Raw genomic sequence first — 11,319 nt, forward strand, 5'->3', positions numbered from 1 at the left:
ACCAAATAGTTTTAATTCTTAGTTATTAAAACACCAGCTTAAACGCTATTAAATAAGGTGCTATTTCAAGAGCGCAAAGATACAAAATAAAATAAAACAATCTGTTAAGGATTAATTTTTGATGATTTTTCAGTGTCAGAATAAAAGCTGTTGTATTTAGCAAGAGAAAAAGCCCTATCGTTATTACAATGATAGTTTTTTGAGGTAAAGGGCTATAAATCAGCAATGTGATAAAAGGAAGTAAAACAATGGAAATCAGGCTTCGATAGCTAAGCTTGTGAAAATTGTATCTCTCAGAGAAGAATTCTATATTGAAAATATTTGCGATCAATTTTTCAAAATAATACTTAAAAAGGACCAGCAATGCAATGGCAGAAATAATGATGCCAATATGAAAAGAAGTGGTCCCTTCAAAATAAATATTTACATAATGCAGAAAAAAACCGAATACGATAATCTGAACCAGGAATAAAAGGATATTGAACGAGCTGAAATTAAGATTGTGCTCCTTCCCGTAGATCTTCAGGTATTTATTGGAAAAGAACAGCTCCAGAAAGGTTTGAAACCTGAGCTCGTTACGCACTTTTACAATGGTGATCAGCGCAAAACAACTCAACAGTAAGAGCGTTTCAACCGTATTGGATTCGATATGTCTGCTTATAACCTCCATTTACTCTTTTACGGGAACAATATTCCCCTGAAAGCCCATAGATAATATATTTTCGGCTATGGTGATCCTGAAAAATTCCGCCTGTTGTAATTTTTCCGTATCCTTTAAATCGACCCTGATCTCCAGGCTGCTTTTAGCCGGGATCCTGCCGTTGAGGAAGCGGTTTTCCAATTCCACCTTAAGTGTGTCCAGAACTGCTTTTTTTCGGTTTAATGTCAGGCCGTAAAACTTCAGTTCTCCAAATGCTACCTCCTCATTATACGGATTGTCCAGTTTGAAGCTTACCGAATTACTGCCCGGATCTATTTCCTCCTCCTGCAATGTAACCTTTAATTTCCTCCATGGCCGGAAATCATCGACAAAAATCCCCTTCCATTTCAAATTTCTGAATTTTCTGGTATATCCGAAAGAAGAATCCGCTCCTTTTTGAGAAGAGAGGTACACTACTTTTTTATGCCTGAAATTACTTTCCGAGCTGTCCAGGTCGTATTGGTTCTTCCTGAAAGGATACCCGTTGGCCGACATAGCTTCCACTCCCGAATAAAAACTGTACATGGAAGCTTCGCTATAGGAATTCCTGAATACCACAGGTCTTCCTTCCGATTTTTGGTGCAATTCGGCTACCCATTCCTTATTTCCGTGCGATTCGTACACAATAGGCGAGATCCGCTCTTCAACAAGAGCAATTCTCAGAAAGGAGAGCAGTACCAGGGTTGCGAGGCTGAACCGGAACAGCCATTTTTTAAACTTCTCATGCTTCAGAGCATAATTAAAAGCAATGATTATTAAGGGTAAACTAACCAGAAGCGGCCATTGTGCCTGAGTCCTCCTGTTAAAGGAAGAGATCAGGAAGAAAACAAAAATACCATAAACCACAACCGAAAGTCCTCTGTCAAAAGCGGTCTTTTTCTCGTATTTAAAAAAGGCCTTGAATATAAGGGGGAAGGCCAGTCCCATAACCCCGAAAAAGCCTGCAACATAGTCGAGAGTATAGTTGATCTTGTATTTACTGTTGGCTCGCTCTACCAGGTGATATCTGAGCGAATTAAAATCGTTTTCATACAGCCAGTACAAATGCGGACTGTACAGCAACAGGGCAAGGATACCGGCAAGCCAGAAATTCTTTTTGCCCAGGATCTTCAGGTTAGAGAGAATGATAAAACCAATAAGCAGGACAGCGTGGTATTTGCTGTACATCATTCCCGCCATACTAACGGCCAGTATCAGGATGCTGATTATATTTTCTTTCTCCAGGAATTGCTTGTAGGACCACAGGAAAAGGGCCGCAAAGAACAGGAGGGGTGTATCGGGAAGCATAAAAAAGCCGTATACGTTAAAGAGGGCAACAGATGCCATCAGTACACAGAATAAGGCTGTATTTTTGTATTTGAGATCATCATCAATGGTACGCCATAAAAAATAAACGGTTCCGGTAAATAAAAAACTGGCAAAGAAGCGTACTCCCAGCTCTCCGCCAAACAGGAGTGTACCTGCCTTAACAAAAAAAGCAACCATCGGCGGGTGGTCAAAATACCCCCAGTCCAGGTTTTTAGAAAAGTACCAGTAATAAGCCTCGTCAAGGATAAGTTCGGTAGCAAAACTCTGAATTAAGTTGACAAGGGTAAGAAGTATTAAAAAACCATAAAATAAGTTTACAGATTTCCGTTTTTGAGACATATTTCCTTAGTAAGTTTGGGCAAAAATACTCATTTAAATTCAAGCTTTCGGAGTTAAATTCATCATAATCCACTTATTATAGTATTAAAAGTGTTTGAATGTTTTATTTTTGCTCTTACTTTTAAAAAAGGCTCATGCATTCAGACAGTTTGGTAATCATCCCAACGTATAACGAGATTGAAAATATAGACTTGATCATCGATGCTGTTTTTCAATTGGATAAAGCGTTTCATATCTTAATTGTAGATGATAATTCTCCGGACGGAACCGCTCAGAGGGTCAAAGAACTCCAGAAGCAGAATGAGGGCCGCCTCTTTTTAGCAGAGAGGGAAGAAAAGGCAGGCTTGGGTACGGCTTATATTCACGGTTTTAAATGGGCGCTGGAACGCCATTACGAATATATTTTTGAGATGGATGCCGATTTTTCCCATAACCCGAAGGACCTGGTACGCCTGTATGAAGCATGTGCAGAACAGGGAGCAGATGTAGCTGTCGGATCGAGATATGTAAAGGGAGTGAATGTGGTAAACTGGTCGTTAGACAGGGTACTTTTATCCTATGGAGCCTCCTTTTATGTTAAGCTGATCACCGGCATGCGGGTACACGATCCTACGGCAGGTTTTATCTGCTACAGAAGGATCGTTATCGAAAATATCAAACTCGATAAGATACAGTTTGTGGGCTATGCTTTTCAGATAGAAATGAAATACAAAGCACACCTTAAAAAGTTTAATATTAAGGAAGTACCTATCGTATTTACAGACCGGATAAGAGGAACTTCAAAAATGAACAGCAAGATCATCAGCGAAGCAGTTTTTGGGGTCTTGAGTATGAAATTCAGAAGTATTTTTAATAAAAAGGATTTTTAGCGGATGGCAACACTAATCAAAAATGCCCGTATCGTAAACGAGAACAGCATCACAGAAGGAGATGTGCTTCTTGAGGGGGAGTTTATCAGTAAAATAGCGAGTTCGATCACTGCCGAAGAGCATATGACGGTCATCGATGCGGAAGGAAAGTATCTTATGCCCGGAATGATTGACGATCAGGTGCATTTCAGAGAGCCCGGACTTACGCATAAAGGTAATATAGCCACCGAAAGCCGTGCAGCTGTTGCCGGAGGGATCACTACTTTTGTTGAACAACCCAATACAAATCCGCAGACCACAACCATAGAGAAACTAGAAGAGAAGTTTTCCATAGCAGCGGAGACTTCCCATGCTAATTATTCGTTTATGTTTGGCGGGACCAACGATAACCTTGAAGAACTTAAAAGGCTGGATCCGAAGGCATGCGCCGGAGTAAAGCTGTTCCTGGGATCTTCTACGGGGAACATGCTGGTAGATAACGAGGTGGTCCTGGAAAAGATATTTTCCAATACCGAAATGGTGATCTCCACCCACTGCGAAGATGAAAAGACCATCAGGGAAAACCTGGAAAAATATAAAGAGCAATACGGAGATGATATCCCGATAAAATACCATCCGGTCATCAGAAGTGAGGAAGCGTGTTATCTGTCTTCTTCCCGAGCCATTGCGCTGGCAGAAAAAACAGGGGCGAGGCTTCATATTTTTCACGTGTCTACCGAAAAGGAGACCGGGCTTTTCAGAAATGATATCCCGCTTGAAGAGAAAAAAATAACCGCAGAAGTATGTGTGCATCACCTGTGGTTCTCCGATGAGGATTACGATACTAAAAAGACGTTTATAAAATGGAATCCTGCAGTAAAAAAGGCATCAGACAGAGAAGGTCTGTGGAAAGCCCTTTTGGACGACAGGATAGATATTATAGCAACAGATCACGCTCCGCATACGCTGGAAGAAAAGCAGTCTGTTTATACCAAGGCGCCTTCGGGAGGTCCTTTGGTACAGCATGCGGTAACAGCCTTGCTGGAGGCTTACCAGAACGGGCGAATCAGCCTGGAGAGAATTGTACAGAAAATGAGCCATAATCCGGCTATTCTGTTCCAGGTGAAAAAAAGAGGATTTATCAGAGAAGGTTATTATGCAGATCTGATACTTGCCGACCTGAATTCGCCGTGGACCGTTACCAAAGAGAATATTTTGTATAAATGCGGATGGTCTCCTTTTGAGGGTACTTCTTTTAGATCGGGAATAAGCCATACCTTTGTAAATGGAGAGCTGGTGTATGAGAACGGAAAACTTTCCGGGATTAGGAATGCAAAACGATTAGAATTTAACCGATGAGAAAAAGTGTAGTATTGTTTATAGGGGTTCTGTTGATGCTGATGTCGTGCGAGGTGGATCGTTATGAAAAACCCGATAACCTTATCGATGAAAATACGATGAGCGATATCCTCTATGAGCTTTCTATCTTCTATGCAGCCAAGGGAATAAACGTTCAGAGGTTTCAGGCAGAAGAGCTGGATCCCGAATCTTTTGTATACAGCAAATTTAAAATAGACAGCACCCAGTTTGCTGCCAGCAGCGTGTATTACGCTTCAAAACCGGATATTTATATCAAGATCTACGAAAGAGTTGAAGAACGCCTTAAAGCGAGAAGAGAGCAACTGATAGAGTTGAGTGAGAAGAAAAAGGCAGAGCTGGATTCCGTTCGTAAATCCAGGGTCACAGATACTACAAGGCTAAAGAAAGGAGTGGTTAAGGAGCAGAAACCCGGGAACAAATAGTTTCTATACTTTTCTCCAGGGGCTGAAAGGAAATATTCAGGTCTTTTTTTATCTTTTCATTGCTGTAATAATTCCTGTTCAGAGCAGCATCTATCGTAGCTTTGGTAAATACCTGCTCTTTTCCGTTAAAAAAGCTCCGTATCGCATCCATTCTCCTTAACAGATTAAGTGTAAAAGCAGATAACTTTTTTTGAGGCGCCGGCTTGTTAAGGTATTTTGCAATAGAGCTAAAGAGCTTTCTGAAACTTCTGTTCTCTCCTATCAGGATATACTTTTGATTACTGTGTTCGCTTTCCATCAGCTTTATCATACATTCTGCCACGTCCTCCACATCCACAAAACCACATTCACCTTCGGTATAATAATTCATTCCCTTTTGAACCCTGCTGAATAGCTGTCCGCTCCCGGTATCGGGAAAACCTGCTCCCAGAATAACTCCGGGGCATACGATAATTGCTTTTATCCCTTCCTGGGTACCTCTCCATACTTCCATCTCGGCCCCGTATTTGGAAATGGCGTAACAATTATTTTTCGCTTCAGGATTCCAGTGAGTCTCCTCACTAATGATATCGCCGTTCAGCGTTTCCCCCAGGGTTGCAATAGAGCTGACATAACAAAGCTTTTCCACATTGTTCTCTATGCAAAGGTTAACTACATTGGCGGTCCCTTCGATATTGGTTTTTCTCAACTCGAAGTAATACCTGCTGTCGAAACTTATAAAAGCCGCTGCGTGATATACATGGCTAACCCCTTTAAAAGCCAGGCTCAGGCTTGGAATATCGTTCAGGTCTGCTTCCATCCATTCTATTTTGGAAAAGAGCGTTTCTACATCGTCCGTATAGAATGAAAAGACCTTTTTTACAGCATTGAGATTGCTGTTATTTCTGTAAATAGCCCGGACAGGCTCTTTTTTCCGAACCAATTGATACAGTAGGTGAGAACCTACCAGGCCTGTTCCTCCGGTAACTAAAATCATAGTGCGAAGTTAAGATATAATGGGCGGGAGATAAAGGAATTTGAATTAAAACTTTTCCATCAGCTTTTTCCTATTTGCTTTTATGTTTTAGGCGATTAAAGCTATCTTTGCGCTTATTTAAATTAAAGCAGGATATTATGCTTAAGAATTTTGTAGAAGAATTACAGTGGAGGGGAATGATCCACGATGTGATGCCGGGAACCGAAGAACACCTGATGGAAGAGATGAGGACGGCTTATGTCGGGATAGATCCTACTGCAGATTCATTACATATAGGACATTTGGTAGGGGTGATGATGCTGAGGCATTTTCAGTTATGCGGACACAAACCCTTTGCTTTGGTTGGAGGAGCAACAGGAATGATCGGAGATCCTTCCGGGAAATCCAATGAACGTAATTTGCTGGATGAAGCCACGCTTCGCAGCAATGAAGAAGCTCTTAAGAACCAATTGTCCAAATTTCTCGATTTCGATTCAAATGCGGCCAATGCGGCACAACTGGTAAATAACTACGACTGGATGAAGGAATTCAGTTTTCTTTCCTTTATCAGGGATGTTGGGAAGCATATTACCGTTAATTATATGATGGCTAAGGATTCGGTAAAGAAAAGATTGTCTTCAGATTCTTCCGAAGGAATGTCTTTTACCGAGTTTACCTATCAGCTGGTTCAGGGATACGACTTTTTACAGTTGTATCGCGAGTCTGATTGTACCCTTCAGATGGGAGGAAGTGACCAGTGGGGAAATATCACTACAGGTACGGAGCTCATCAGGCGTATTGGAGGGGGTAAAGCATATGCACTTACCTGTCCGCTTATTACCAAGGCAGACGGAACCAAGTTCGGAAAGACCGAAGGCGGAAATGTATGGCTCGACCCGAAAAGGACCTCTCCTTATAAGTTTTACCAGTACTGGTTAAATACATCCGATGAGGATGCGGAAAAGTATATCAAGATCTTTACTTTCCTGGACAAGGAAACGGTAGAAAAGCTGGTAGCAGAGCATAAAGAAGCACCTCATATGAGAGCACTGCAGAAAAAACTGGCAGAAGAGATCACGGTGATGGTCCATTCGGAAGAAGAGCTGGAAAATGCGATAAAAGCGTCCAATATCCTTTTCGGAAAGTCCACATCAGAAGATCTGAAAGGATTGAATGAGGAAACCTTCCTCGATGTGTTTGAAGGAGTTCCTCAGGCAGAAGTTGCCCTGGGTGATATTGAAGGTGGATTGGATATGATAGGTGCCCTGGCAGATAAAAGCGGTTTCCTGAAATCGAACGGAGAAGCCAGACGTGCCCTGAAGGAGAACTCTATTTCCGTAAACAAGGAAAAGGTAAAGGAAGATTACCAGATCACGGCTTCAGACCTGATCAACAATAAGTTTGTACTGCTTCAGAGAGGGAAGAAGAATTATTTCGTTCTTAAGGCAGTTTAAATAGAGATAGATTCCGGAGTTTAACGGAATGGATATAAAACAGATCCCGGTATTTATTACCGGGATTTTTTTGTTGATGTTCTTTCCCTTCGACTTGCGCCTCCGCTATCCACATGTCGTCGAAATTTTAGTGGAGACACTAGCTTCAGCAGCACGGGGGCGCTCAGGGTGACAAGAGGGGAATTTAATATTACCGCACTTAAAAATTCCTTCCCTTAAACAAGGGAAGGTGGCTTTAACGAAGTTAAAGACGGAAGGGTTGATTTCAAACTTAGCTGCTTTCTCAAGGAGACTTAGCAAGTAACTCAGGAAGACTTAGCTGGTAAGTCACGAAAACTTTGCAGGTAACTTAAAAAAAGTATGCAGCTAACTCTTCAAGACTTTGCAGGTAACTTTTTTTGACTTAGCAGGCAAGTCTAAAAAATGCCCTGAATATGGGGCCTGCCACAGCCCAATATAGCCTTTTAAAATTGATGGTTTAATCAGAAAACCCGGCCTATTTTTAATTCCGTAAGAAATCAAAAAGATTTTACGATGGGAGACGGAAGCTGTCCAAAAAGTATTTTGCAGAGCAAAAACGACCTGGACTGTGCGGCTGTAAAAACTTTGTAGGATTTCAAGGAATTTAAAATCAGCCTTGACTTTTTTGGTTCGTTTTTGGGTCAAGCCAAAAATGAACAGAACCTTTTTATCACACCCCTAAAGTCCCCTCAAGGATTTTGTTCTCCCCTGGAGGGGAGAAAACAAGAGGGGTGTAAAGAACTACCCCCAGGCACACCCCTCCTTTCCCTTCGACTGCGCTCAGGGTGACAGGAGGGGTAATAAAAAAAGCCCCTGACAATGTTGCCAGGGGTTCTTTATTATAATCAACTTAACCTAATCTATGAAAAAAACTTTAGTTTTTAATCTTTTTCCAGTTGCTGTCTGCCTGTGGCTTCAGCTTGTCCGGTCCTTCTTCCTTCCAGGATTCAAGGGTATTGTTTCCCCAGGAATTATAGAAAAGGAATAATTTACCGTCACGTATTTCGTAAGTCTCCGGATTAATGGATACTTTTTTTCCTGTTTTTGCAACTGCATATGCACAGTATCCTCCGTATTGAGGCACGTATTTCTTTGGGTTTGCCTTAAATTTCTCGAGGTTTTCCTGAGAAGAGAAGCTGAATTTTACACCGTCGTATTCGCTAACGATCTTTTTGTCTCCTTTTGCCGGTGTTCCGTCAAAATATGCTACTACATCATAACCGTTAACTGCCAGTCCTTTTTTTGTATTGTAATGGCTCTTCTGTGCAAAGGCCGTTGTTGCTACTCCCAGGAATAATATCAATAATAACTTTTTCATTGTATCAAAATTTAAGTAAGATGTTTTTTCTGATTACATAGTCGACCGCAAAAGATCATACTTACTTTTTATTTTCATAAATAAAACAAAAAAGCACTTTTTTATTTAGTGGGATAACAAAGAGTGTCTAGTAGATAGCGGAGTCTTTCCCGAGGGTTTCTATATCCGAAATATCTATTCTCATTACATACCAGTCCTCCATTTTCTCTACGGTACCTTTTACTTTGGAAGGTTTCCCTATATGAGGTAGAACGGCCTGATTAATCGGGTTTCCATCAGTATCTGTAAGCAGGAAATACTCAGAAATATTATTGTCGTCTGTAGTAACCAATACAGGTGGGATCCCTCCCGAAATACATCTTACGGCACAACTCCTGTGTATCTTCCCTTTTCCGGGCTTCATAACCCCGAAATAGCATTTGGGATCTACGATCTCTCCTTCCAGACTGTATTCACCCACAGAGGACAGCGCATTGAAAACCCTTGTTTCAGACGATCTGAGCGAGATCTTCTGATCGTCCGTGATCTGCAGGAGGGTCTTCCCGTTAAAATAGATGAGGTTTCCTTCTATAACGAGTTCCTTGTTTTCCAGACTGCCTTCCTTTTCGCGTAAAGCATCCAGGTATTTATTGGCTCCGAATTTCCCGAAGCCCAGTAAAACAACATTCTTATAGGCGTCTTCCCCGATCTGAACCCTCAGCATCGGATAGGGGTTTTCGTGGTATATCCCGCTTATTTTAGTGTCGCTGCCAAGCTCAAACGTACTGTTGACAAAAGGCTTCTGAGACAAACTGAAAATAGCTGCCGTGGCAATAATGACCAAAGCGAGAATGAATACGGTCCGCTTTAAGAATTTTTTGGTAGCGGGGGAAACCGCATCTATATAGCCAATGTAAAAATCATCTTTTTTACTCATCATTAACAATTTACGGGTTGAACTTCCGTGCCTTCGGGAAAGGCTTCCGGATTTAGATAAATTTTGTCTGCAGCCAGTTTCAATTCGTAGGTAGCTACTTTTTCCGTGAAAGGAGGCGGCGACTGCCCGTTACCGGGTAAATACTGGTATCCGTGCCATGGACATGTAATGCATCCGTCTACGATCTTTCCTTCTCCCAGCGGCCCACCCTGGTGTTTACATACATTGTGTATGGCCGAGAGTTTCCCTTCGTATTTAAAAACTGCAACACGTTCTTTGCCTACAGTAAATATTTTGGCTCTGTTTTCCTCAATTTCATCCACCGTACACACATACAGCCAGTTTACTTCGTCTTTTTCGGCTTTTGCGATATCTGTTCTTCGTTCTTTAAAGCCTGCAGCAAGATGCAGCACGGCAATGACCACAAAACCAATGCTCAGAAAACCAATGGTAAAAGGAGAGGTTTCCTGCTGAAATGCTCCCAGAAATACATGCAGGATGATGAGCGCATAGGCCAGATATACCATCATATGCAGTCGTTTCCATGTTTTAGGTGATAGGTTTTTCAGCCAGAAATCATGACTGGTCGCTGCCATAAAGAATAAAATGATCAACGCCAGAAAACCCAATACCTGAAAGGGGAAATTCGCCAGTGAATTATAATCGAGATTGGAGGTGAACACCGAATAAATGGGATTCACATTTCCCAATGTATGAAACTGTATGATAGAAAATACTCCGTGTACCGCTGCTGCCAGAAACATACTTACTCCCAGGTGCCTCCTGTTATACAGCAAGGGCAGAAAGCGGGTATTTAACCTGGAAAGCGGCCCGATGGCCAGTATAATATGAAGCATAATTACTGCCAGGGTCCCGAAGGCTCTTATGATAAGAGTCTCGATAGTGGTTTCTCCGTTAAATGCAAAAGTCAGTCCTGCAAAGAGGATGATATAGATAAGCATAAAGGCCACAATAAGCTTGTCGTAAACCTTTTTGTGTTTGTTCCAGAGTACGGTTTGATAATTTAATCCCATTAGAATTGAATTTTAGTGATCTCCTCCTCCTTAATAGTGTCGAAAACAGATATCCCGCTCAGGTTCCCGGCTGCGGGAAAGCGATACGGTCCTTTAGATCCTATCTGTCCGATAAAAACGCCCTGAGAGAGGTCATTATTTAAAGCATAAACGGCAGTTGAAGACGATTTCAGAGGCTGTAGTACCTGTACTTCCAGGAAGGTTCCCGATCTCAATTCGAGCAGCCTTAATCGCAGGCTTTCCGCCTCTACTGTTTTTAATACCGTTTCCCCGTTAACTGTTAGCCCCTTACTAAGCTGATTGTCTTTGGGGTAGTTGGGAATATTTATAACCGCAATGACCATTAATGCAGGAATAATGGCAATAATGCCTATCCACATGATCAAATGTCTTTTTCGAAGATCTGATGTCATTGTTTTTTGTTTTTAAATAGTTTGGGAAGAAGGAAGATCCAGGTTGCTATTGCTCCCGGAAGCAACAATAAACGTACGGTCCATTTACTGTCTTCAATAAGCGGATCTATCCTCCTGGCTCCCGCCAGGAAGAAATAAATTCCAAACAATACTCCTATCCCGAAATAGGCTGCCAGTACAGTGATAAAAACATCAATTACAGCAATCATAA

General features: G+C 41.7%; 12 protein-coding genes. 4 read left to right on the top strand and 8 right to left on the bottom strand.

The genetic code is table 11. The features are described from left to right. Nucleotides 1-25: 25 nt before the first annotated feature. Both GWK08_RS14165 and GWK08_RS14170 read right to left on the bottom strand, forming a co-directional pair. Nucleotides 26-670, bottom strand: coding sequence for a DUF4271 domain-containing protein (locus GWK08_RS14165; protein WP_163607881.1), 645 nt, complete (start codon nucleotides 668-670; stop codon nucleotides 26-28). After that, on the bottom strand, nucleotides 671-2,347 hold the full coding sequence (locus GWK08_RS14170; protein ID WP_163607882.1) for an ArnT family glycosyltransferase: 1,677 nt from the start codon (nucleotides 2,345-2,347) through the stop codon (nucleotides 671-673). A gap of 134 nt (nucleotides 2,348-2,481) precedes the next feature. Between GWK08_RS14170 and GWK08_RS14175 the strand changes: the two genes are divergently transcribed. The 3 genes from GWK08_RS14175 to GWK08_RS14185 are packed head-to-tail and all read left to right on the top strand — an operon-like array spanning nucleotide 2,482 to nucleotide 4,997. Then, nucleotides 2,482-3,216, top strand: coding sequence for a polyprenol monophosphomannose synthase (locus GWK08_RS14175; RefSeq protein WP_163607883.1), 735 nt, complete (start codon nucleotides 2,482-2,484; stop codon nucleotides 3,214-3,216). A 3-nt stretch (nucleotides 3,217-3,219) separates the two neighbouring features. Next, entirely contained in the window at nucleotides 3,220-4,554 is a 1,335-nt protein-coding gene (locus tag GWK08_RS14180; protein ID WP_163607884.1) for a dihydroorotase, read from the top strand. Beyond that, entirely contained in the window at nucleotides 4,551-4,997 is a 447-nt protein-coding gene (locus GWK08_RS14185; RefSeq protein ID WP_163607885.1) for a DUF4296 domain-containing protein, read from the top strand. The genes GWK08_RS14180 and GWK08_RS14185 overlap by 4 nt, the downstream gene beginning before the upstream one ends. Here GWK08_RS14185 and GWK08_RS14190 read toward each other — a convergent pair. Next, on the bottom strand, nucleotides 4,969-5,973 hold the full coding sequence (locus GWK08_RS14190) for an NAD-dependent epimerase/dehydratase family protein (protein WP_163607886.1): 1,005 nt from the start codon (nucleotides 5,971-5,973) through the stop codon (nucleotides 4,969-4,971). The two genes, GWK08_RS14185 and GWK08_RS14190, sit on opposite strands and share 29 nt — an antisense overlap. 137 nt (nucleotides 5,974-6,110) lie before the next feature. Here GWK08_RS14190 and tyrS point away from each other — a divergent pair, with 137 nt between their 5' ends. Further along, nucleotides 6,111-7,406, top strand: a complete 1,296-nt coding sequence (gene tyrS, locus GWK08_RS14195) for a tyrosine--tRNA ligase (protein WP_163607887.1) — start codon at nucleotides 6,111-6,113, stop codon at nucleotides 7,404-7,406. Between the two features lie 895 nt (nucleotides 7,407-8,301). Here the strand turns inward: tyrS and GWK08_RS14200 are convergent. The 5 genes from GWK08_RS14200 to GWK08_RS14220 form a co-directional block, all read right to left on the bottom strand. Then, nucleotides 8,302-8,745 carry a YHS domain-containing (seleno)protein gene (locus GWK08_RS14200; protein WP_163607888.1) on the bottom strand — a complete coding sequence of 148 codons (444 nt, stop codon included), beginning with the start codon at nucleotides 8,743-8,745 and terminating at the stop codon, nucleotides 8,302-8,304. 127 nt (nucleotides 8,746-8,872) lie between these two features. Next, on the bottom strand, nucleotides 8,873-9,661 hold the full coding sequence (locus tag GWK08_RS14205; RefSeq protein WP_163607889.1) for a hypothetical protein: 789 nt from the start codon (nucleotides 9,659-9,661) through the stop codon (nucleotides 8,873-8,875). A gap of 2 nt (nucleotides 9,662-9,663) precedes the next feature. Continuing rightward, complete coding sequence (locus GWK08_RS14210; protein WP_163607890.1) at nucleotides 9,664-10,695, bottom strand: Rieske 2Fe-2S domain-containing protein; 1,032 nt, start codon at nucleotides 10,693-10,695, stop codon at nucleotides 9,664-9,666. Further along, complete coding sequence (locus GWK08_RS14215; RefSeq protein WP_163607891.1) at nucleotides 10,695-11,108, bottom strand: hypothetical protein; 414 nt, start codon at nucleotides 11,106-11,108, stop codon at nucleotides 10,695-10,697. The genes GWK08_RS14210 and GWK08_RS14215 overlap by 1 nt, the downstream gene beginning before the upstream one ends. Beyond that, nucleotides 11,105-11,317, bottom strand: a complete 213-nt coding sequence (locus tag GWK08_RS14220) for a hypothetical protein (RefSeq protein WP_163607892.1) — start codon at nucleotides 11,315-11,317, stop codon at nucleotides 11,105-11,107. Before GWK08_RS14220 ends, GWK08_RS14215 begins: the two co-directional genes overlap by 4 nt. Between the last annotated feature and the right edge of the window lie 2 nt (nucleotides 11,318-11,319).

This window comes from Leptobacterium flavescens, assembly GCF_010671605.1.
GTDB lineage: Bacteria > Bacteroidota > Bacteroidia > Flavobacteriales > Flavobacteriaceae > Leptobacterium > Leptobacterium flavescens.

Coding starts and splice junctions, on each gene's coding strand:
- GWK08_RS14210 (WP_163607890.1), bottom strand. CDS start 10,695: ATGGGATTAAATTATCAAACCGTACTCTGGAACAAACACAAAAAGGTT.
- GWK08_RS14200 (WP_163607888.1), bottom strand. CDS start 8,745: ATGAAAAAGTTATTATTGATATTATTCCTGGGAGTAGCAACAACGGCC.
- GWK08_RS14170 (WP_163607882.1), bottom strand. CDS start 2,347: ATGTCTCAAAAACGGAAATCTGTAAACTTATTTTATGGTTTTTTAATA.
- GWK08_RS14165 (WP_163607881.1), bottom strand. CDS start 670: ATGGAGGTTATAAGCAGACATATCGAATCCAATACGGTTGAAACGCTC.
- GWK08_RS14180 (WP_163607884.1), top strand. CDS start 3,220: ATGGCAACACTAATCAAAAATGCCCGTATCGTAAACGAGAACAGCATC.
- GWK08_RS14190 (WP_163607886.1), bottom strand. CDS start 5,973: ATGATTTTAGTTACCGGAGGAACAGGCCTGGTAGGTTCTCACCTACTG.
- GWK08_RS14185 (WP_163607885.1), top strand. CDS start 4,551: ATGAGAAAAAGTGTAGTATTGTTTATAGGGGTTCTGTTGATGCTGATG.
- GWK08_RS14205 (WP_163607889.1), bottom strand. CDS start 9,661: ATGAGTAAAAAAGATGATTTTTACATTGGCTATATAGATGCGGTTTCC.
- GWK08_RS14220 (WP_163607892.1), bottom strand. CDS start 11,317: ATGATTGCTGTAATTGATGTTTTTATCACTGTACTGGCAGCCTATTTC.
- GWK08_RS14175 (WP_163607883.1), top strand. CDS start 2,482: ATGCATTCAGACAGTTTGGTAATCATCCCAACGTATAACGAGATTGAA.
- tyrS (WP_163607887.1), top strand. CDS start 6,111: ATGCTTAAGAATTTTGTAGAAGAATTACAGTGGAGGGGAATGATCCAC.
- GWK08_RS14215 (WP_163607891.1), bottom strand. CDS start 11,108: ATGACATCAGATCTTCGAAAAAGACATTTGATCATGTGGATAGGCATT.